The organism is Rhizobium mongolense subsp. loessense (assembly GCF_900099775.1).
Taxonomy (GTDB): domain Bacteria; phylum Pseudomonadota; class Alphaproteobacteria; order Rhizobiales; family Rhizobiaceae; genus Rhizobium; species Rhizobium loessense.
Map to the genome: position 1 here is coordinate 122,964 of NZ_FMTM01000010.1, position 19,911 is coordinate 142,874.

The following is a 19,911-nucleotide window of genomic DNA, read 5'->3' on the forward strand; positions in this document are numbered from 1 at the left end:
ACGCTTGCCGTGTGAAGAGGGGTCGTCGTGTTTGCCCTCATCGCCGTGCACCTGGTTTGAGGTTTAGTAAAATGTCCGTTTGACAGCCAGATGATGGGCCCCCATGACCGTGCTGCATTGCAATGTGGATTTGCCTAAGATCGCGCATTTAAAGCTGTTTTCCGCAGCATCTCGTCCCCGCATCGCCCTCTATTGACAGCAAGAAACGTTTCCGCTTAGTATCGTAAACGTTTACGGACACGCCGACGAGGAATTGCTGGACGCGCGCCGCGGGAGGAAATCGTGACATTGAATGCAGTTCTGTGCGGTTGCGGAGCCATGTCCAAAGGCTGGCTGCGCGCCTTAAAGGAAACCCCGACTCTAGCCGAAACGATCGCGGTCACCGGCCTCGTCGATGTGAATCTGGCTGCGGCCGAAGCGCTCACCTCGGAGTTCGGCCTGAACAACGCCTCCATCGGCACCGATCTTTCCAACGTTATTGCAAAGGCGAGGGCGGATATCGTCTTCGACGTCGTCATCCCGGCTGCCCGTTTCAATGTCGTCTCTACGGCGCTTAAGGCGGGATGCCACGTGCTAAGCGAAAAGCCGATGGCTACCTCGCTGGCGGAAGGAGCCGCCCTGATCGATCTTGCGGCAGAGGCCGGCAAGATCCATGCGATCATCCAGAACCGACGCTTCATTTCCGGTGTTCGCCGCATGCGCCGTTTTGTCGAAAGCGGTGCAATCGGCGATGTGACCGGGATCCATTGCGACTTCTTCGTAGCCCCGCATTTCGGCGGCTTCCGCGAGGACATGGACAATGTCCTGCTTCTCGACATGGCGATCCATACCTTCGATGCCGCACGATTTGTCGCCGGCAAGAAGCCGCTCGCCGTCTATTGCGTCGAGCGCAATCCAAAAGGGTCGTGGTATCGTCACGGCGCCTCTGCCAACGCCACCTTTGAATTCTCCGACGATGTCGTTTTCACCTATCGCGGCTCCTGGTGTGCCGAAGGCCAGCGTACGAGCTGGGAGAGCCAGTGGCGTCTCGTCGGCTCCAAGGGAATGCTGACTTGGGACGGGGATGAAACATTCCGTGCCGCGGTTGCCGGCGAAGAGACGGGCTTGCTTCGCGGCTTTACGCCGGTCGATGTTCCTGGGCCGGAGCGGGACGAGGAGACGCGCGGCCATGCCAGCGTCATTGCCGGTTTCGTGGACGCCATCCGGACCGGCAAGCAGCCGGAAACGGCAAGCAGCGACAACATTAGAAGCCTTGCCATGGTCTTCGGCGCGATCGAGAGCGCTAGAACCGGCAAACGCGTTGAAATTTCAGCATAAGGAATGAGATCGTGAGCAATCCTGCAAAATCCATACGTATCGGAACTATGGTCAGCGCGTCCAAGGGCGGCGCCGACAAGCGCATCGGCCAGATCGCCGATATGGGGTTTGAGAGCTTCGAGCCCTTCTTCTGGCAGACGACCAACGGCCAGGATCTCGCCGAGCTCGGCAAACGCTCCCGCGACGCGATCGGCGATCGGGACATTACAATCTCGACGCTCGGCATGTTCGGCAATCCGCTAGAAGAAACCGATATCGACTTGCAGACCCTGCGGGGCTGGAAGGAGTGCATCGACAATGCCCATCATTTTGGTGCCACCTGCGTTGCCGGCTTTACCGGCCGCATTCGAGGCAAACCGCTGACCGACAGCCTGCCGCGCTACAAGCAGATCTGGAGCGAGCTTGCCAAGCGCGCCGCCGACAAGGGCATCAAGATCGCCTTCGAAAACTGCGCGATGGACGGCAACTGGGCAACCGGTGATTGGAACATCGCGCATAATCCGGATGCCTGGGAGCTGATCTTCAATGAGACGCCGGACGACAATATCGGCCTTGAGTGGGAACCCTGCCACCAGATGGTCTATCTGATCGAGCCGCTGCCGCAGATCCGAAAGTGGGCAAAGAAAATCTTCCATGTCCACGGCAAGGATGCGACGATCCGCTGGGATGTCATCAAGGAGCATGGCATCTTCGGCAAGGAAAAGTTCGTCTTCATGCGCACGCCGGGTTTCGGCGACAGCAACTGGACGGACATCATTTCGGAGCTGCGTCTGGCCGGCTGGTCGGGCTCGATCGATATCGAAGGCTGGCACGATCCGGTTTACCGCGACGTGCTGGAGATGACGGGTCAGGTCTACGCATTGAATTATCTGAAGCATGCCCGGGGCGGCGATTTCGTCGCCGATCCGGTTTGATCATACCGCGCCCGGCAAGGAGGATTTTGCCGGGCAGTCGGGGATAACCACAAAGGAGGAGAACCATGGCTATCCGTAAATTCGCAGTTCTGGGCGCTTTGGCACTTGCCGGCGTCTCGCTCTTCGGTCTTTCAGCCAAGGCCGAAGACGTTACCATCAGCGTCTGGTCGCTTGATCGCGACATTCAACCCGCGCCCAATCTCGTCAAGGAATTCAACGCCCAGAACAACGGCATTAAGATCGAGTACCGCCTGATCCAGTTCGATGACGTCGTCACCGAAGCGATGCGCGCCTATGCCTCCGGGCAGGCGCCTGACATCATTGCCGTCGACAATCCGGAACATGCGATGTTCGCTTCGCGTGGCGCCTTCCTCGATCTGACCGACATGATCGCGAAGTCGACCGTGATCAAGCCGGAGAATTATTTTCCCGGGCCGCTGAAGTCGGTCGAATGGGACGGGAAATTTTATGGCGTGCCGAAAGCGACCAATACGATCGCCCTCTACTACAACAAGGATATGTTCAAGGCAAAGGGCCTCGACCCGAACAAGCCGCCGCAGACCTGGGACGAGCTCGTTGAAGACGCGCGCAAACTGACCGATCCGGCCAAGAACGTCTACGGCCTGGCCTTCTCTGCAAAAGCCAACGAGGAGGGCACCTTCCAGTTCCTTCCCTGGGCCCAAATGGGCGGCGGCGGCTACGAAAACATCAATGCCGACGGTGCGGTCAAGGCGCTTGAGACCTGGAAGACCATCATGGACGAGAAGCTTGCCTCGCCGGATACACTGACGCGCGGCCAGTGGGACTCGACCGGCACCTTCAATTCCGGCAATGCAGCAATGGCGATCTCCGGTCCGTGGGAACTCGACCGCATGGTGAAGGAAGCCAAGTTCGATTGGGGTGTGACCCTGCTTCCGGTTCCAAAGGCAGGCGCGGACCGCTCGTCGGCGATGGGCGACTTCAACTGGGCGATCTTCGCAAGTTCCAAGCACCCGGCCGAAGCCTTCAAGGCGCTTGAATATTTCGCCTCTCAGGACGACAAGTTGTTCAAGAACTACGGCCAGCTTCCGGCCCGTTCCGACATCACCATCCCGGCGACCGGCGAAAAGCTGAAGGATGACGCCCTCAAGGTCTTCCTCGAGCAGCTCAAATATGCCAAGCCCCGCGGCCCGCACCCGCAGTGGCCGAAGATCTCCAAGGCGATCCAGGACGCAATCCAGGCCGCATTGACTGGCCAGATGAGCGCCAAGGAGGCACTCGACCAGGCCGCCGACAAAATCAAGGCCGTTCTTGGATAATTGGCACCCAGTCAATCGCTTCGTCTTCTCCCCGTTCCGGGGGGAAGGAGAGTGTCAACCATTTCCTCCCGGCAGGGCTGTCTTCCGCGAGAGCGCCAGGCAGCCCCGTTCGGAGTTATCGGAGGCCCCATGAAGAGGATCCTGATGAGCGTCAAGGACGGCCGCGGTTTCGATATCGTGCTTGTCGCCTTTCCGCTCGGCTTTCTGTTCCTGATGGCGGGTCTGCCGCTCATCTACAATGTTGTGATGAGCTTCCAGGAGGTTGACATGTTCAGCCTCGGGACCTTCTCGCGGCCCTTCGTCGGCTTCAAGAATTACACGGATATCTTCGCGCAGCCCGAGACGCTGGGGATCATTTACAACACGCTGATCTTCGTCACCGGCTCGATAGCAGGTCAGTTCCTGATCGGTTTCGGGCTTGCGTTGTTCTTCTGGGTGAACTTTCCCGGTGCGTCGTGGCTGCGCGGTCTCTTCCTCGTGTCCTGGGTCATGCCGGGCCTCGTTGTCGGTGCCATCTGGAACTGGATTTTGTCGGGCGACTTCGGCGTGCTCAACTTCATCCTGAGAGAAAGCGGCATCATCTCCGGAAACATCTTCTGGCGTTCCGACCCGCACTATTCGCTCTTTGCCGTCATTATTGCCAATATCTGGCTCGGCACTTCCTTCAACATGATCCTTCTGTCCGTCGGCCTTTCGGCCATCCCCGGCGATCTCTATGAAGCTGCAGAACTCGATGGTGCGAATGCCTGGCAGCGCTTCTGGACGATCACTCTGCCGATGATGCGCTCGACGATCGGCGCCATCATCGCCCTTGGCCTGATCTTCACGCTGCAACAGTTCGACCTCTTCGCCGCGATCACCTCTGGCGGGCCGAACAATTCCTCAAATGTAACGCAATACTGGGCCTGGGAATTGTCTTTCCGCCAATATGATTTCGCCAAAGGTGCCACGATCTCCGTCATCATGATCGTCTTCGTCATGATCGCCTCGGTCGTCTATGTCCGCTCGACACGTCATGAGGTGCGCGGATGAGCGATACAAACCGCAACCGACTGATGTTCGCAATCGCCATCGCCATGGCGGCGATCTATCTCTTTCCGCTCTACTGGATGTACATCACGGCGCTGAAAAGCGGCTCGGAAATGTTCGCCACGCCGCCGAGCTTCTGGCCGTCTTCTCCGCAGTGGAGCACCTATGCCTATGTCTGGGAGAGCCGGAACATGGGCCGCTATCTCTGGAATTCGCTGGTGATTGCGCTCGGTTCGGTGGCGCTCGTCACCATTCTCGGCGTTGGCTGCGCCTACGTGCTGGCGCGTTATCGCAGCATCTGGGTGGATATCGGCCTGTTCCTGATCCTCATGCTGCAGGTTCTTCCGGCCTCCCTGATGGTTACACCGATCTTCGTCGGTTTCTCGCAGCTCGGCATGCTCAACTATCCGCGCCTTGCCGTCATCATCGCCATTGCAGCAAAAAGCATGCCCTTCTTCGTCGTCCTCGTCCGCGCCACCTTCATGGCCGTGCCGCAGGAACTCGAAGAGGCCGCTCTTGTCGACGGCAATTCCCGCATCGGCGCCTTCTTCAACATCGTCCTGCCGCTGGCGCGCAACGGCATCCTCGTCAGCGCGATCCTCATCTTCATGCAGGCCTTCGGCGAATTCGTCTATGCGAAATCGATAATCCAGGCTGCCGAGCTTCAGCCGGCGAGTGTCGGTCTCAATTCCTTCATGGGACCAAACACCAACGAGTGGAACAACATCATGGCCTACGCCACGATGTATGTAACGCCGATCCTCGCCATTTTCGTTCTCTTGCAGCGCCGCATCGTATCCGGCCTCACCTCGGGAGCCCTCAAATGACCACTCAGATCGAGCTTGCCGGCGTCAACAAGCATTACGGCGCCTTCCACGCTCTCAAGAACATCAACCTGTCGATTGCCAAGGGGACGTTCGTGGCGCTCGTCGGCCCTTCCGGCTGCGGCAAGTCCACGCTTCTGCGGTCTCTCGCGGGCCTTGAAAGCATCTCTGAGGGCGATCTTAAGATCGCTGGGGAACTGATGAACAACGTTCCGCCGCGCAAGCGCGACGTGGCAATGGTCTTCCAGTCCTACGCGCTTTATCCGCACATGACCGTCGAGCAGAATCTCACATATAGTCTGCGCATCCGCGGCGTCGCCAAAGCCGAGGCGAAGAAAGCCGCCGAGGAAGTCGCTGCCACGACCGGCCTGTCGCATCTCCTGAAACGCTATCCGCGCGAACTTTCAGGCGGCCAGCGCCAGCGCGTCGCCATGAGCCGCGCCATCATCCGTCATCCGAAGGCATTCCTCTTCGACGAACCGCTTTCCAATCTGGATGCGGCGCTGCGTGTCCATATGCGCAAGGAAATCCGTGCGTTGCACGACCGGCTTCATGCGACTTCCGTTTACGTTACCCACGACCAGATCGAGGCGATGACTATGGCCGATCACGTCGTCGTCATGCGCGAGGGCGTCATCGAGCAGCAGGGAAGGCCGCTTGATCTTTACGACACGCCTGCCAACAAATTCGTCGCCGGCTTCATCGGCTCGCCGGCAATGAACTTCATCCCGGCGATCGTCGGCGAAGATGGCGCAAGCCTGACGCTCGACCTCGGCCCGCTGAAGTACAAGCTGACGATCTCCAGCAAACTGCCACCCGGCCGCAAATTGACCGCCGGCATTCGCCCGGAGCATATCGGCATCACCGGCCAAGGGCAGGGCACCTTCGACGTTCCGGTCGCCGTTGTCGAAACCACGGGTTCTTCGACCTTCATCACTGCGGCAACCGGACCTGAACTTACCATTGTCGAAACCGGTCGCGGAAATGCACGGGCGGGAGATACTATCGGCGTGATTGTCGATCCGCAGAAGCTTCACCTCTTCGATGAGACAAGCGGCGTCAGGATCTGACGCCGCCTTCAAGATTCAGCGTCCGCCTTCCATCTTGCGGTGGCGCTGGTTGATGCCATGCTCACCATAGGGATATTGCCCGGGCGTTGGCGCGCTGACTTCGTTGAGCCTGGTGGTCTCCTCAAGTGAAAGCGCAAGGCTGGCGGCATTGAGATTGTCGGCGAGCTGCTCAGTATTTCGCGCGCCGAGAATGACGGAGGTCACGGCCGGGCGCGCCGCCGTCCAGGCAAGGGCCACTTGCGCCATGCTGACGCCACGGGCTCTTGCAATCTCCTCGACCACCCCGATAACTGCCCAGGTGCGCTCCTGCGCATTGCGGGCTTCGAAGGCTTCGCCGCCGCGCGTTGGATTTTCGCCAAGACGGGTTGCGCCGGTCGGCATCTGATCACGCTTGTACTTGCCAGTCAGCCAGCCGCCGGCAAGCGGTGACCAAGGAAGCAACCCCAGGCCGGCATCCTGGCAGGCGGCGACGATTTCAAGCTCGATATCGCGCATCAGCAAATTGTATTGCGGCTGGAGCGTGACCGGACGTGTATAGCCGCGCGCCTTGGCAATTTCGGAAGCCTTGGCAATGTGCCAGGCGACATAGTTGGAAAAACCGTAGTAGCCGATCTTACCGGCTGAAACGGCGTCATCGAGAAAGCGCAGGGTCTCCTCGATCGGCGTCAGCGCGTCCCAAGCATGCATCTGGTAAAGATCGATATGCTCGATGCCCAAGCGACGAAGCGAACCGTTGAGCGCCTGGTTAAGATGTCTGCGTGAGAGACCGATATCGTTCGGACCCGGACCCATCGGGAAGCGGCCTTTGGTCGCGATCACGGCCTGCTTTGCCTCGGTCGGCCGCGTCTTCAGCCAGCGGCCGATGATCTCTTCGGATTTCCCAGCGCTATAAACGTCGGCGGTATCGATGAAATTGCCGCCCCAGGCGAAATAATCGTCGAGCAGCTTGTAAGAGGCGGCCTCGTCCGCCTCCGCACCAAAGGTCATCGTGCCGAGGCAATAGGCGCTCACGATAGTGCCGCTCTGGCCGAGTTTGCGATAATCCATGTTCACCTCCTGATACATCAAAGCCGCGACACCAAGGGCGGCCACTGTCTCGCATCATCGGCACCGATGGCGGCCGTGCTGCAGCCAACGCTTCTTTTCTTGCGCTGGGAAAGGACAGCGTCGAGAAGACCGTCATGAACGATAGGCTGATCCCGTGGGGTAGAAGCAATGCCGAAAACGCCGCGAGACAATGCGTCAGGCGCTTCCATCTTTCAAACGGAAGATTTAGATGAGATTGATCAATATATGTGAAAAATGAGGCTTCAGTGGAACTACGCCAGCTCCAGTATTTTGTTGCTGCGGCAAAAGCCGAGCATTTCACGAAAGCCGCACAGCGATTGAACATTGTTCAGTCCGCGCTTTCGAGTTCAGTCCGGGCGTTGGAACAAGAGCTGAATGCGCAGCTTTTCGTCCGCACTACTCGGAAGGTGCGGCTGACGGCCGCCGGCAGGGCGCTGCTCGAAAAGGCGGAAATTGTCCTTGACGCAGCAAAGGACGCACGGGAAGCGGTAAGCGCTGTTGCCCAGGCGAAATCGGGCAAGTTGAACCTCGGAACAGTTCAGGGACTGCCGGCATTTGTCGATCTGCCGTTTCTACTTGCCCGTTTTCATAAACGTCATCCGCATATCGACGTGCGGCTGATACAGGGCGGGGCCGCCCATCTCCTGGAGAAGGTCAGAAACGGCAAACTCGACCTTGCATTCCTGCCCATGTTTGATCCGCCGTCCGACATTTCAACCGTCACCATCGCTTGCGAAGAACTGGTCGTCGTCTGCAACAAGGCCCATTCACTTGCCGCACGCCAGGTTGTATCGCTTGATGAAATTGCAGCTCATGCCTTTGTCGAATTCGAGCAGGATTTAGGTACGCGCAAAATCATAGATGATCTGTTTTTGACGGCGCATATTGATCGCAAGATCGCATTTGAAGTGAGCGACCTCGGCACGTTGATGGAACTCGTCGGACACGGGCTCGGCATCGCCCTCGTGCCGGAATCGGTTGCCCGCAGCCGGGCACAGATATTGAGTGTTTGCCGTCTGAAAGAAGCAGATGCATGCTGGGAAGTCGTATTGGCGTCATCGGCAACATCGGGCGACGCTCTGCCGAGACGCTTCGAGGAGATCATTGGAAGTGATGCCGCCGGTCTCGAAGTTTGACCCGCACCGGGTTGGTGCGTGAATTGGGGATACTGTCGAGGCTGGGCGGTCTATGATCGCCTACCATCATCATGGCCGGAAGCCGGAACTGCGCGAGAGGGATGAACATGAGACGGAAATTCGGTTATGCATTCGGGGCGAGTTTGATCCTGCTCGGATTGCTCTGGATCGGACAAGGCAGCGGGCTCTTCCCGTATCCTTCCTCGAGCTTCATGGTCAATCAGAGTGTGTGGATTTTATGGGGCGTCATCGTCCTGGGGATCGGCGGCATAGCCGTCTTCATCACCCATAAACTGCGCGGGAACTGACAGGCTTCCAGGTCTAAATTTGGCCGGCCGTCGCAGCAGACAGGTTCGTGGGGTCTGTCTTACCCGATCTGCTGGTGAGACAATTTCGCAAGGATCCGCCAGGACGCAGTCGCGGCTGACAAAACGGCCAACAGAAAGGCCCAAGGCTTAAAGACATCCGCCCCAGCCGCGTTGGATGCATGCAAGTGCCGATCCCGATCATGAGGAAGCCTCCTCGTTATATCAATGACCTGCGATCACTTGCCTAAAGTGTCAGTTGAAATAAAACCTACGATGACGGCAACGTTCGCACTGCTGCGGTTTCGTTTCGCAGTAGTCGTCGAAAAAGCCCGGATACAATTCTCGTTTCGGCGTCTGGGGTTTCCTATTCAGCGACAATGTTGCCCTGATAGTCGAGGGCGATCGAAACAGCCTTGCCGTCCTTCATCCCCGAGGCCATCCAGACGCCTTTGTCGTTGAGCTTTAGGTCTTTAACCTCCGCGTAGCCTGCTATTTCGATGCGATCCTTTGCCTGGGCTTCGGTGAAGCTGTTTGCACCTGCGACGGGGGCGGTCGGGTTCTTCGTGCCTGGTGTTGCGATCGCAGGCGTGTTTCCGGTCGGAGAAGGCGCAAGTGTTGCCTGGGCCAGCACAGGCAAGGCGGATGCGCAAAGAGCGGTAGCGGCTAGGATGAACGCGTGCATAGTTGTGTTCCTTTTTGGGATCGCCGAGATCCGTGCAAGGAACACCGGTCAAACTTTAAAGTTCCAGAAATTTTCTGAGCGTAGGCGGCATCTTAAGATCTCGATGCACCCCTTTGACTGAACGTGCTTTTTCCCCCGGCTTTAACTCATTGCAAACATGCCCGCCTCTTGCTGATGCCATCCGAGCCAATCAATCATCCTAGCCACGAAAAAACCAGCGTCGGCAAGACCATCAACCAGAACGGCACTCCATGGAGTTTTGTTTTGCTGAAATACGCAGACCTGCAAATGGCCAGCTACTATTTCGCGGTGATATGCCGGCAGGATACTCGCCGTGATGAGTTTCGACTTTGACATGCTAGCCGGTGGCAGTTGGAACACAAATCGGGAACTTCCCGTCACCTGCGGGATTACTGCGATCAAGCAAGGAGGAACTCAACATGCCAAATCCAGACGAATCCCCAGCAGTTCAGTCCATGAAACGGGAGCAGGCCCAGCAGCGCAAGCGATCGCGAAAGGGCGAACTCGAGAAAGGACTTGAGGACACCTTTCCGGCCTCGGACCCCGTTTCGATAACCCACACCACGGCACCATCTGGAAGAGTGGACGCCGAGGCAGCCGAGCGCGTACAGCGGGAGCGCCAACCCGAAACCCCCGACGAAAAATCTCCCTTGGTCGATGAAGCTCTCTCTGCAAGTCGAAAACGGAGCGGGGTCAGCCGCGGCGAGATCATGGCCCTGCGATCAGAAGTAAGCCACCTCTCAGAGTCCGCAACAGAGCTTGCCTCCGGTACGGTGCGGATCGCGAAAGTTCAGGCGAGAAGCTTGGTCTATGAAATCGAAGCGCATGTCAGGGCAAGGCCGCTGACTGCCGTTGGTATCGTTGCGGCGGTCGCCTACCTCTGGGGCGCTACGCGCTGATGCCCTTTGCATCGTCGCTTCCTTCTGAAGTCGTAAACCACACCGCGGCTTGGCAGATCGCTGTTGCGGGACCGATCAAACGCCGCCTGGCGCCCATGGGGCATATTCTGGGGCGAACCGCATGCTCAAAGGCCACAAAGCATCGCGTCGGCAGCAAACATTGAGGCCCGCAATTCTATACTGCTTCCGTTTGCATGATCGTCTCGCGCGACTGTTCTGAAGCCTCGTTATCGTCTGGCGGCACGGCGGCGCTGAAGCCCTTCATCGCCTGTGCGTCGGCGCGCGCTGCAGCTTCGCGGAGCAATGTTGCGAAAACGTCAAGCGATACCCTGTCCGCGCGCATAAGCTGCCGGATCAGCGGATCGCACAATATCTCTGAGATGGTCATATCGCGCATGGTTGCCTCCTGATGATGAAAACAATCTAGCCGCGATTGATTACAATCTAATGTAACCGCGACGGCGAAAAGATGGCCACAGACCGGTCGTCAATCATAAGCCGCATTCAAGACCGTCGGATTCACCCACTCTTTCGTCGATGTCGTCGTTGCGGAGATTAAGATGCACGGCTGTGCAAAAAACCCTTCGCCCGAACCCTTTTGTCATCCCGATGTCACGCGTCAGCGGTAGCTAGCACCAGCAGCCACACGCGGGGTGCGACCGCGAAACGAATGGAGAGGGTGATGAACAGACGCGAGTTTCTTATCACATCGTCGGCCGCAGCAGCTCTGCTGGCTGTGCCGCGTTTTGCCGCCGCAGGAGCGACGACGATTGATCTCTACAGCGGCTCGGACGCCAATATCGTCGACTTCTGGAACAACATCGTCCGTCCGGCCTTCGAAGCGGCCCATCCGGACGTTGCCTTGAAGGTCACTGATGCCGGCGACAATACCGGTCTGCGCGCCATTGCCGATCGAGCCCTGGCCGCCCTCCAGACCAAGACCGATCCGCAGGCAGACATCTTCGAAACCTTCGATCCACGCCTGCCGACGGGTGGGATCGACGCCGGTCTTTGGGTCAAGTTCTCTGCAGAGAACATCGAAGGCTTCGACCGCATCAATCCGCTGAGCACCGACAGCGAATATTCGCTTCCCTACCGCGGCTCGCAGGTTCTTCTCGCCTACGACAAGGCCAAGCTCGACCCAAAGGATGCGCCGAAGACTTGGGAACAGCTGGTTTCATGGATCAAGGCCAATCCGGGCCAGTTTATCTACAATCGTCCCGACAAAGGTGGTTCAGGCGGCAACTTCGTTCGCCGCGCTATCCATGAGGCCAACGGCCGCGATCCGAAGAAATTCACGATCGACAACTTCTCGGCTGATTACGCCAATCAGACCCTGGCGCCCGCCTGGGCGATCCTCAACGACCTTGCGCCGTCGCTCTATGAAAAGGGCGCCTATACGGCTGGCAACACGCAGTCGATTCAGCTTCTGGCGCAGGGGGTGGTCACGATGACGCCGGTCTGGTCCGACCAGGTCCTGCAAGCGATCTCGCAGGGCGTTCTGCCGGAAGCGACCGGCCTCGTTCAGCTCGGCGACCTTGCGCTTTGCGGCAATTTCTCGCGCATGACGGTGTTTTCGAACGGCGCGCATAAGGACGCGGCCCTGAAGCTCGCCGCCTTCCTGCTGACAAAGGAGATGCAGGAAGCGATCATCACCGAGATCGGCGGTTTTCCGGCCATCTCCTGGGACCATATCTCCGATGAACTCCGCCAGAAATATGCCGATGTCGTCCCGGCGACGATCCCCACCTTTCCGAGCGGCGATTGGGAGCCTGCCATCAACGACGGCTGGTACCGCAGCGTCGCGCCGGGCATCAGCCGTAGCTGATGCGCAGGGATTTTGCGCCACCATCGCTGGCGCGCTGGCGCGCACCAGCCGCCACGAACGCTTCGGCAGGGCTTCTCCTCGTCGCCTTGCCGGTGCTTTTGCTTTGTTGGCTGATCGTCTATCCGATCATCGCCGCAGTCGTCGGCACGATCTTCTTTCGCCAACCGGACGGCGCGACTTTCTTTTCGCTTGCTTCCTACCGCTTTTTCTTCAGCGATGCCTATAGCCTGGCCAATCTCTGGCTTACGCTCTGGACGACGCTGGTTTGCGGCCTGCTGCTTCTCGCCACTGGCCTGCCGATCGCCCTTTATCTGCGCTTTTCGCAGGGACGGCTCGCAGCCTATGTCCAAGGCCTTGCAATCTTTCCGATGTTCGTACCGTCGATCATCCTCTCCTACGCGCTTATCCGCACGATCGGTCCGAACGGCACCATCGACATCCTCCTGAACGCGACCGGCCTGCCAAAACTGCCGTCTCCATATCTGACGCCCTGGGGGCCGGTGATCGGCCTCGTCTGGGACAATCTTCCCCTGACCGTGCTGATGCTGGCGGCCGGATTGGGCAATATCGCGAAAAGCTCGATCGAGGCAGCGCGCGATGTCGGTGCCTCTCCGCTGCGGGTCTTCATTTCGATTATCCTGCCGTGCATGGGCAATTCGTTTCTCGTCACGGCCTCCTTCGCCATCCTCGGCATCTTTTCGTCCTTCACGCTGCCATACGTGCTTGGTCCAGCTTCGCCGGAGATGATGGGGCCGTTCATGCAACGCACCTTCTCCGACCTCAACGACCCGCTGAATGCTCTGACGCAAGCGGTGATCACCTTCGGCTTCTGCCTGGTGTTCGGGATCTTCTATGTTCGCTCGATCGCGAAAAACCGGGAGGGCGGCCGATGAGTCTTGGTACAAGTGCCGGTACGGTAAGGATCGATTGGGTTGGCATCCTGTTTGCGGCGCTGCTGACGCTGTTCATCGCGCTTCCGCTGATTGTTGTCGGAACCTGGGCCTTTACCGAGGTCTGGCGCTATCCCTCTGTCATTCCGCAGCAGTTCGGGCTGCGCTTTTGGTCGCAGACGCTATCGCGCTCCGACGTCTGGGAATCGCTATTTCTCAGCCTTCGGCTGACGGCGACCGTAACGCTGCTGTCGGCTGTCATCTGCCTGCCGGCGGCTTACGCATTTGCGCGCATGACCTTTCCGGGCAGGAACATCCTCTTCCTGTCCTTTCTTGCGTCGCACGCCTTCCCGAAGTTCGGCCTGCTTGTCGCGATCGCCGGCATCTTCCTGCAGCTCGGCCTGATCAGCACCTTCTGGGGTGTCGTCCTGATCCAGCTCGTCGGCACCCTCATGCTGATGATCTGGATCCCTGTCGCGGCGTTCCAGAACGTCGACCGGCGCATGGAGGAAGCGGCCCGGGATGCAGGTGCGGCGCCACTGCGGGTGTTCTGGTCGATCACTCTTCCGCAGGCCGCACCGACAATCGCGGCTGCGCTTCTGCTCACCTTTGTTGGAACCTTCTACGAAACGGAAGGAGCGTGGCTGATCGGTGCTCCCGAGGTCCGAACCATGCCGGTATTGATGATCACCTTCATCAACAATCAGATCGTCGTGCAGTACGGCGCAGTCCTGTCGGTCATGTTGTGGGTGCCGTCCTTCATCGCGCTGATGTTTGCCCGCCGCATCGTTGGAACCGGCGCCTTTGCCCGCGGCCTTGGCGCGTGACGTGCGGATCGGGCATGACCCGAAGAAAGGCTTGGGATGGCACGCTTGACGATCAAAGAGATTTCGAAGGCCTTCGGCGCTTCGTTCGCGGTGCGCGATTTCTCGCTCGATGTCGATGATGGCGAGCTCGTCTGCCTGCTCGGACCATCGGGCTCCGGCAAGTCGACGCTTCTTCGCATGATCGGGGGTTTCGAACGACCGAGTGCAGGTTCAATTCTCATCGACGCCAGGGACGTTACGACACTTGCGCCGGAGAAGCGCCCGACAGGGATGGTGTTTCAAAGCCATGCGCTCTGGACGCATATGGACGTCTTCAACAACGTTGCGTTCGGGTTGAAGATACGCAGGCTGCCGAAACCCGAGATCAGGGAGCGCGTTGAAGGCGCGCTCGCGCTTGTCGGCCTTTCCAACTACGGAAAGCGGATGACGACACAACTTTCGGGCGGGCAGCAGCAGCGTGTGGCATTGGCGCGCTCGCTCGTGCTGGAGCCGAAGATTTTGCTGCTCGACGAGCCCTTTGCCAGTCTCGACCAGCATTTGCGCGAGCGCCTGCGGGAAGAGGTGCGCGACATTCAGCAGCGCCTCGGCATCACGACCCTGTTTGTCACTCATGGGCAGGACGAAGCGCTGGCGCTTGCCGACCGGGTCGTCGTCATGCGGGATGGCGGCGCGGAACAGATCGCACCGCCGGACGTCATCTACCGCGAACCGAAGACCGAATTCGTGGCAGGTTTTATCGGCTCCATGAATTTCGTTCGCGTGAAGATCCGCAACGGGATGATTGAACATCCGGACTTTTCGCTTGCTGTGCCGGTCGCAGACGGCGATCTCGTGCTCGCCTTCCGCCCCGAAGCGCTCGCGCTCAGCCCGTCAAAGAAGTCAGGCGCCGGCATCGTGCATCGCAGCATCGATTTCGGCACCCACAGGATCGTCGATATCGACCTTGCGGACGGCACGCGGCTCAAGGCCATGACACCACCGGATGTCGATTGGACAAGGGGCTCCCTTGTGGAACCGGCAGCCAACGCCTATTTCGCCTTTCGTGAGAACAAGCTCGTCCACCGGTCGGCCGCCGGCGAGCTGCAAACCGATCGGATGCTCGGACATGTCTGACCGCAGGGGGATTGCCGTCGAAACGGGTGCGCACCGGACATGGCTGAAATGGCATCGTGGCCATCGCTTCGCCGGCGACATCTCATTTACGCGCCGGCGGATTGCCGAAGGCATGTTGCTCGGCGCCAGCGTCGAGATAGATCTCAGTCGTTTTTGCGGCGAAGGTTTTGCGGTTCTTCACGATGAAACACTTGATCGGGCCACGACGGGCACGGGCCGTGTCCTGGATGCTTCGCAGGAGTATCTGCGTGGCCTGCAGCTTCGCGATGATACTGGCGTGCCGACAGATCACCCGGTGATGCTGATCGACGATCTCGGGCAGCTTCTTCTTGCGGGCGAATGCGATGAAAATGCCGTCCTGCAGCTGGATCTCAAGGAGGCGTCGGCGAGTATCCGCGACGTGGATATCACCGCCTTTGCCGCAGCAATGTCGCCGGTCGCGCGGTCGGTCATTCTGTCTGGGGGTGATGCCAGAGCCGTCGAACGGCTTTCCGGCGCGGTCCCCGACATGCCGATCGGCTATGACCCTTGTCACGACGGGGCGATTGAGCGCTTGACCGAAAGCCGCGACTTCGCAGGTTTCGTGGAAACAGCGCTGAAGGCATCGCCGCGCGCACGGATGTTCTATCTATACTGGGAATTGGTGCTCTTTGCCGACGCTGAAGGTTATGACCTCATTGGCGCCTTCCATCGTGCTGGTCGCCGCGTCGATGCCTATACCATCACGGCAGCCGTTCCCGAAGTCTTGCCGAAGGTTCGACGGCTTCTTGCCCTGAAAGCGGATCAAATCACCACCGACGATCCGGTTGGGCTTGAAGCGCTGCTGGTCAAGCACCTGTAAGTCGAGCTGCGTTAAATCCCTGGACAAGCCACGGATGGATCGCGCTGTTTGCGGCGAGGATATCGCCGTTTGCCGTGACTGGCCCGCCGGAAAAGGCCGAAACCTGCCCGCCAGCCTCTTCAACCAGAAGGACCGACGCGCCATAATCATGCAGCGACAATCCGTCTTCGAAGAAGCCGTCCAGCCGTCCGCATGCCACATAGGCAATTGAAAGTGCTGCTGAGCCCAGCCGCCGCACACCTGCCGTATTGGCCATCAGCCGCTTGAGCGCGGTGAAGTAGGTGTCCTCGCTGACGGCTTTCACTTGTCCTGGAACGGGCAGTCCAGCGCCGATCAGGACGTTTTCGATTTCGGCATTGTCGATGCAGCGGATCGGCTCGCCGTTCAGATAAGCGCCGCCGCCGGCCTCCGCGCTGAACAGTTCATCCTGCATGGCATCATAGACGACGCCGGCCACGATGCGACCACCTTCGGCGATCGAAATGGTCATGCCGAAATGCGGAATGCCCCAGGCGTAGTTTGTCGTGCCGTCGATCGGGTCGATATAGATGACAGGTGTGCTGGCCTCGGCATCACGATTGCCGACGGCTTCCTCTCCTTTGATCGCGTAGGTAGGAAAGGCTTTCGCCACCTCATCGACGATGATCCGCTCGACCGCCACGTCGATTTCCGTCTGGTAGTCACGCGGTGCCTTCGACACGATCTCGCTCACCAGCCGCCGCTTTAGCGACCTGCGGGCGGTTTGCCCCGCTTTCAGTGCCGTATTTGCCAGAAGCGAAAGGCGTTGCGAGGCCGCCGGTGACAAGCGGGTGGAGACTGAGGACGAGGTCATGAAGAATTCTTATGGAAAGGATGCGGACGTCGTTTGCAAGAAAGCTTTCGCAGAGACGCATGAAGTTTTTGTGACGTAAGAGGGCAGGGATGCAGACAGGATTGTGTTCGGGCAAACAAAAATAGCCGGGACGCCGCACGCGTCCCGGCGAACAAAGGCTCTGTCAACGCGCCGTTCAGACGCCGATCTTGCCGCCGCCAATCTTGGTGATGGCTAGTACAGACGGGCGCACTGGCATGTCATCCTTGAAGTCCGGCCATCTGGTGGAAAGATCCTCGTAATAGGATGGGCGGCCATGGCCGGCCCAGTCATCACCGCCGTCACCGGGATGCTGCACGGCGACGAAAGCCGTTTCGTCATCCGGGGTAAAGAGCGGGCCACAGAGCTCGGCACCGACCGGGACGCGGAAGAAAAGGCGAGAGGTGGCGCGGGCGTCCCCCTCGGTGTCGACAGCCCAAAGGCCGTCAGTGCGGCCGGTGGCCTTGTTGTTATTCCCGTCGGTTGCGACCCAAAGACGGCCGGCCGAATCGACGGCGCAGTTGTCCGGCATGCCGAACCAACCGTTCTTGGAAGTTTCGGTCGAAAAAGTCGCGCCGACTTCGGCAACCGAAGGATCGCCGCACTTCAAGAGAACTTCCCATTTGCCTGAAGTTGCAGAGAAATCGCCGCCATCCTCGGTGATCTCGATGATGTGACCGAAGGCGTTGTCGGGGCGGGGATTTGCGGCGTCCACCTGATCGGCCTTGCGCTTGCTGTTATTGGTCAGCATGACGTAAACCTTGCCGTTGACGGCGTTCGGTTCGATGTCTTCCGGCCGGTCCATTTTCGTTGCGCCGACAGTGTCGGCGGCGCGACGCGTTTCGATGAGAACATCGGCCTGGCTGGCAAAACCGTTTTCGGCCGTCAGCGGTCCCTGGCCGAAGATGAGCGGCAGCCACTGCAACGTACCGTCCTCGGCAAACTTGGCCACGTAAAGCGTGCCTTCATCGAGTAGATCAAGGTTGGCGGCACGATCGTTCGCATTGAACGTTCCCGTCGTCACAAACTTGTAGACATAGTCGAAGCGTTCATCGTCGCCGAGATAGAAGACAACATGGCCGTCCTTGTCGACGATCGATGCCGCCCCCTCATGCTTGGTCCGGCCAAGAGCAGTGCGCTTCTTCGGGGTCGCGGTCGGATCCATGACGTCGACTTCGACGATCCAGCCAAAGCGATTCGGTTCGTTCGGTTCCTTGGAGAGATCGAAGCGGTCGTAATAATTGGCCCAATCGTAACTGCCTTCCGGCACGCCGTAGCGCTTGTAATTGGCGGCTTCCTTATGGCCTTGCGGCAGTTCGCCGGAGAAATAGCCGTGGAAATTTTCTTCAGCCATGATGTAGGTGCCCCAAGGGGTCACGCCGCCCGCACAGTTGTTGAACGTGCCGATGACGCGCGTGCCGGTGGCGTCCGCCGAGGTCTTGACCCGCTCATGACCGGCGGCCGGGCCGGTAAGCTGCATTTCCGTGGTAGAGGTGATGCGGCGGTTGTAGCGGCCTTCCGGAACGACCTGCCACTTTCCGTCGACCTTGCGGATCTCGACGATTGTGCCGCCATGCGCGGCCATTTCGACGTCGACCTGTTCCTTGCTGAGCTTGCCCTGGGAGATTTTCCCGTCGACGATCTTGACGATGCCGGGAAACATCAGGTGCGGGTTCGTATATTCGTGGTTTACGACAAGCAGCCCGTGGGTCGAAGAACCTTCAAGCGGGATGAAGCCGACATAGTCGTTGTTGTAGCCGAATTGCCGGCGCTGGGCTTCTGCCGTCTGCTTGGTAGGGTCGAAGGCCGGTGCGTCGGCAAAGAGCGCGTCGCCCCAACGCAAAAGGACGTCGGCGCTGTAGCCTTCGGCGACGTGATGGTTGGCATCCACGCCGGCCTCGACTTCCGGGAAGGAGAAGGCAGAAGCGCCATTCGCGCGCGCCTTTTCCGCCGTCATCAACGCCACTGGGCTGACGGTCGCAGTAATGGCGGCAACTGCAAGCGAACCCTGGAGGAAACTACGGCGCGAAAAGCGCTTGCTGATGATTTCGCCCATGGTCGGATTGAGGCTTGAATTGTGGCCTTCGCCATCTGCGTCTTCAAGTTGCGTCGTGGGGAATATCTTTTGAGAAAGATGTTCATTCATGGGACTGGCTCCAAAGTTGAGAACGGCCCCCTAGTTTTGGAGCCGTTCTAAACTTAGGGCTGGGATATTACGGAAATGCGACAATTTCCTTGCAGCTCGCTCGTGAGCCGTCCCGGTCGGATAAAATTTAATGCCGCGTCATTTTATGCCAGTTCTGGACATCCTTCGCCGTGATCCAGATGCGGCCATCGAAAGCGATCTCGCCATGATCGAATTTCCAGCTCGCGATAAGTTCCAGTACGCTCAGATCCTGCGGCAGCCACCGTGGGTCAGGCGCAGCTTGAACACCAGCAAGCGCATCTTTCGTCACACACACGGCTTGATGCGTGTCGTCGGCCTTCATGACGATAAGCGCATCGTTGCCGATCAGGTTGAACGTATCCGGTAAAGCGATAAGCTGCATTTGCAAACTCCTTGGAGAAGATATCCAGCCCAAGCGCCACGTGTCTGAAGCTGCAAAGCCGGCCACGCGACGTGCTGCCTTGCTATCGCCGAAAAGCAGCGCCCCATTGATAGGCCGGCATGGTTAACGAAAGGTTACCGGCTCCCAGCCCGTAGGGCGCCAACAGGGCCGAATTTCGTCGGCAACCTCTTTATCCACAGCAGGAATTGCAGGCCGGGCTTGCTTTTCTCGAACGCCGAGGCTGAGATGGTGGGTGAAAATTTCGTCTGCAAGGCATGCTCGGCCACGTCCCGTTCCTGCACATCGGCCATTCGCCTGCCTCCGCTGTAAAGCGGTTCTTAATTTAGACCGAAAGAAACTTTTTAACGGGAACACGTCGACCGCATGGGATGATAACAATAGCGTCGAACTAAGAATGTAATGTTGAATGGCCTGCACGAACGGCTC

21 protein-coding genes are annotated in these 19,911 nt (G+C 58.9%); 14 read left to right on the forward strand and 7 right to left on the reverse strand.

Translation table 11 applies throughout. From position 1 onward, the window contains the following. The first annotated feature begins 282 nt into the window (after positions 1-282). From BLP23_RS26260 to BLP23_RS26285, 6 genes are all read left to right on the forward strand, one after another. The gene (locus BLP23_RS26260; protein ID WP_092587678.1) at positions 283-1,317 is read left to right on the forward strand and encodes a Gfo/Idh/MocA family protein; all 1,035 of its coding nucleotides are present in this window, start codon (positions 283-285) and stop codon (positions 1,315-1,317) included. An 11-nt stretch (positions 1,318-1,328) separates the two neighbouring features. Next, positions 1,329-2,231: a sugar phosphate isomerase/epimerase family protein gene (locus BLP23_RS26265; RefSeq protein WP_092587679.1), complete on the forward strand. Its 903-nt coding sequence runs from the start codon at positions 1,329-1,331 to the stop codon at positions 2,229-2,231. A gap of 65 nt (positions 2,232-2,296) precedes the next feature. Next, on the forward strand, positions 2,297-3,529 hold the full coding sequence (locus BLP23_RS26270; RefSeq protein WP_092587680.1) for an ABC transporter substrate-binding protein: 1,233 nt from the start codon (positions 2,297-2,299) through the stop codon (positions 3,527-3,529). Between the two features lie 129 nt (positions 3,530-3,658). Further along, on the forward strand, positions 3,659-4,561 hold the full coding sequence (locus BLP23_RS26275) for a carbohydrate ABC transporter permease (RefSeq protein WP_092587681.1): 903 nt from the start codon (positions 3,659-3,661) through the stop codon (positions 4,559-4,561). Further along, positions 4,558-5,385, forward strand: coding sequence for a carbohydrate ABC transporter permease (locus tag BLP23_RS26280; protein WP_092587682.1), 828 nt, complete (start codon positions 4,558-4,560; stop codon positions 5,383-5,385). Before BLP23_RS26275 ends, BLP23_RS26280 begins: the two co-directional genes overlap by 4 nt. Then, entirely contained in the window at positions 5,382-6,452 is a 1,071-nt protein-coding gene (locus BLP23_RS26285; RefSeq protein ID WP_092587683.1) for an ABC transporter ATP-binding protein, read from the forward strand. Before BLP23_RS26280 ends, BLP23_RS26285 begins: the two co-directional genes overlap by 4 nt. 15 nt (positions 6,453-6,467) lie before the next feature. Here BLP23_RS26285 and BLP23_RS26290 read toward each other — a convergent pair whose 3' ends face one another. Then, positions 6,468-7,499, reverse strand: coding sequence for an aldo/keto reductase (locus BLP23_RS26290; RefSeq protein ID WP_092587726.1), 1,032 nt, complete (start codon positions 7,497-7,499; stop codon positions 6,468-6,470). Between the two features lie 266 nt (positions 7,500-7,765). Here BLP23_RS26290 and BLP23_RS26300 point away from each other — a divergent pair, with 266 nt between their 5' ends. Together BLP23_RS26300 and BLP23_RS26305 are read left to right on the forward strand one after the other, a co-directional pair. Continuing rightward, on the forward strand, positions 7,766-8,656 hold the full coding sequence (locus BLP23_RS26300) for a LysR family transcriptional regulator (RefSeq protein WP_092587685.1): 891 nt from the start codon (positions 7,766-7,768) through the stop codon (positions 8,654-8,656). A gap of 107 nt (positions 8,657-8,763) precedes the next feature. Continuing rightward, the gene (locus tag BLP23_RS26305; RefSeq protein WP_092587727.1) at positions 8,764-8,964 is read left to right on the forward strand and encodes a hypothetical protein; all 201 of its coding nucleotides are present in this window, start codon (positions 8,764-8,766) and stop codon (positions 8,962-8,964) included. A gap of 364 nt (positions 8,965-9,328) precedes the next feature. On the opposite strand, the gene BLP23_RS26310 is transcribed toward BLP23_RS26305, so the two are convergent. After that, positions 9,329-9,646 (reverse strand): hypothetical protein, encoded by a 318-nt coding sequence (locus tag BLP23_RS26310; protein ID WP_092587686.1) that lies wholly within the window; start codon positions 9,644-9,646, stop codon positions 9,329-9,331. Between the two features lie 440 nt (positions 9,647-10,086). Here BLP23_RS26310 and BLP23_RS26320 point away from each other — a divergent pair, with 440 nt between their 5' ends. Beyond that, positions 10,087-10,566, forward strand: coding sequence for a hypothetical protein (locus BLP23_RS26320; protein ID WP_092587688.1), 480 nt, complete (start codon positions 10,087-10,089; stop codon positions 10,564-10,566). A gap of 175 nt (positions 10,567-10,741) precedes the next feature. Here BLP23_RS26320 and BLP23_RS26325 read toward each other — a convergent pair whose 3' ends face one another. Next, positions 10,742-10,963, reverse strand: a complete 222-nt coding sequence (locus BLP23_RS26325) for a hypothetical protein (RefSeq protein WP_092587689.1) — start codon at positions 10,961-10,963, stop codon at positions 10,742-10,744. Between the two features lie 285 nt (positions 10,964-11,248). On the opposite strand from BLP23_RS26325, the gene BLP23_RS26330 reads away from it, so the two are divergent. The 5 genes from BLP23_RS26330 to BLP23_RS26350 are packed head-to-tail and all read left to right on the forward strand — an operon-like array spanning position 11,249 to position 16,065. Continuing rightward, on the forward strand, positions 11,249-12,394 hold the full coding sequence (locus tag BLP23_RS26330; RefSeq protein ID WP_092587690.1) for an extracellular solute-binding protein: 1,146 nt from the start codon (positions 11,249-11,251) through the stop codon (positions 12,392-12,394). Then, on the forward strand, positions 12,394-13,287 hold the full coding sequence (locus tag BLP23_RS26335) for an ABC transporter permease (RefSeq protein ID WP_092587691.1): 894 nt from the start codon (positions 12,394-12,396) through the stop codon (positions 13,285-13,287). The genes BLP23_RS26330 and BLP23_RS26335 overlap by 1 nt, the downstream gene beginning before the upstream one ends. Next, positions 13,284-14,111 carry an ABC transporter permease gene (locus BLP23_RS26340; RefSeq protein ID WP_092587692.1) on the forward strand — a complete coding sequence of 276 codons (828 nt, stop codon included), beginning with the start codon at positions 13,284-13,286 and terminating at the stop codon, positions 14,109-14,111. Before BLP23_RS26335 ends, BLP23_RS26340 begins: the two co-directional genes overlap by 4 nt. Before the next feature lie 36 nt (positions 14,112-14,147). Further along, a complete protein-coding gene (locus tag BLP23_RS26345) occupies positions 14,148-15,224 on the forward strand; it encodes an ABC transporter ATP-binding protein (RefSeq protein ID WP_092587693.1) in 1,077 nt (358 codons plus the stop codon). Beyond that, on the forward strand, positions 15,217-16,065 hold the full coding sequence (locus BLP23_RS26350; protein WP_092587694.1) for a glycerophosphodiester phosphodiesterase: 849 nt from the start codon (positions 15,217-15,219) through the stop codon (positions 16,063-16,065). Before BLP23_RS26345 ends, BLP23_RS26350 begins: the two co-directional genes overlap by 8 nt. Here BLP23_RS26350 and BLP23_RS26355 read toward each other — a convergent pair. The 4 genes from BLP23_RS26355 to BLP23_RS33855 all read right to left on the reverse strand — a co-directional run bounded on the left by BLP23_RS26355 (position 16,052) and on the right by BLP23_RS33855 (position 19,775). Beyond that, positions 16,052-16,897: an inositol monophosphatase family protein gene (locus BLP23_RS26355; protein WP_092587695.1), complete on the reverse strand. Its 846-nt coding sequence runs from the start codon at positions 16,895-16,897 to the stop codon at positions 16,052-16,054. The genes BLP23_RS26350 and BLP23_RS26355 overlap by 14 nt on opposite strands. Positions 16,898-17,072: 175 nt before the next feature. After that, complete coding sequence (locus BLP23_RS26360) at positions 17,073-19,061, reverse strand: PhoX family protein (RefSeq protein WP_092587696.1); 1,989 nt, start codon at positions 19,059-19,061, stop codon at positions 17,073-17,075. A 127-nt stretch (positions 19,062-19,188) separates the two neighbouring features. Then, positions 19,189-19,464, reverse strand: coding sequence for a hypothetical protein (locus tag BLP23_RS26365; protein ID WP_092587697.1), 276 nt, complete (start codon positions 19,462-19,464; stop codon positions 19,189-19,191). 134 nt (positions 19,465-19,598) lie between these two features. Next, positions 19,599-19,775 (reverse strand): hypothetical protein, encoded by a 177-nt coding sequence (locus BLP23_RS33855; protein WP_167363977.1) that lies wholly within the window; start codon positions 19,773-19,775, stop codon positions 19,599-19,601. Between the last annotated feature and the right edge of the window lie 136 nt (positions 19,776-19,911).

Coding starts and splice junctions, on each gene's coding strand:
- BLP23_RS26360 (WP_092587696.1), bottom strand. CDS start 19,061: ATGAATGAACATCTTTCTCAAAAGATATTCCCCACGACGCAACTTGAA.
- BLP23_RS26310 (WP_092587686.1), bottom strand. CDS start 9,646: ATGCACGCGTTCATCCTAGCCGCTACCGCTCTTTGCGCATCCGCCTTG.
- BLP23_RS26280 (WP_092587682.1), top strand. CDS start 4,558: ATGAGCGATACAAACCGCAACCGACTGATGTTCGCAATCGCCATCGCC.
- BLP23_RS26305 (WP_092587727.1), top strand. CDS start 8,764: ATGAGACGGAAATTCGGTTATGCATTCGGGGCGAGTTTGATCCTGCTC.
- BLP23_RS26275 (WP_092587681.1), top strand. CDS start 3,659: ATGAAGAGGATCCTGATGAGCGTCAAGGACGGCCGCGGTTTCGATATC.
- BLP23_RS26270 (WP_092587680.1), top strand. CDS start 2,297: ATGGCTATCCGTAAATTCGCAGTTCTGGGCGCTTTGGCACTTGCCGGC.
- BLP23_RS26365 (WP_092587697.1), bottom strand. CDS start 19,464: ATGCAGCTTATCGCTTTACCGGATACGTTCAACCTGATCGGCAACGAT.
- BLP23_RS26350 (WP_092587694.1), top strand. CDS start 15,217: ATGTCTGACCGCAGGGGGATTGCCGTCGAAACGGGTGCGCACCGGACA.
- BLP23_RS26285 (WP_092587683.1), top strand. CDS start 5,382: ATGACCACTCAGATCGAGCTTGCCGGCGTCAACAAGCATTACGGCGCC.
- BLP23_RS26335 (WP_092587691.1), top strand. CDS start 12,394: ATGCGCAGGGATTTTGCGCCACCATCGCTGGCGCGCTGGCGCGCACCA.
- BLP23_RS26340 (WP_092587692.1), top strand. CDS start 13,284: ATGAGTCTTGGTACAAGTGCCGGTACGGTAAGGATCGATTGGGTTGGC.
- BLP23_RS26330 (WP_092587690.1), top strand. CDS start 11,249: ATGAACAGACGCGAGTTTCTTATCACATCGTCGGCCGCAGCAGCTCTG.
- BLP23_RS33855 (WP_167363977.1), bottom strand. CDS start 19,775: ATGGCCGATGTGCAGGAACGGGACGTGGCCGAGCATGCCTTGCAGACG.
- BLP23_RS26355 (WP_092587695.1), bottom strand. CDS start 16,897: ATGACCTCGTCCTCAGTCTCCACCCGCTTGTCACCGGCGGCCTCGCAA.
- BLP23_RS26325 (WP_092587689.1), bottom strand. CDS start 10,963: ATGCGCGATATGACCATCTCAGAGATATTGTGCGATCCGCTGATCCGG.
- BLP23_RS26345 (WP_092587693.1), top strand. CDS start 14,148: ATGGCACGCTTGACGATCAAAGAGATTTCGAAGGCCTTCGGCGCTTCG.
- BLP23_RS26290 (WP_092587726.1), bottom strand. CDS start 7,499: ATGGATTATCGCAAACTCGGCCAGAGCGGCACTATCGTGAGCGCCTAT.
- BLP23_RS26320 (WP_092587688.1), top strand. CDS start 10,087: ATGCCAAATCCAGACGAATCCCCAGCAGTTCAGTCCATGAAACGGGAG.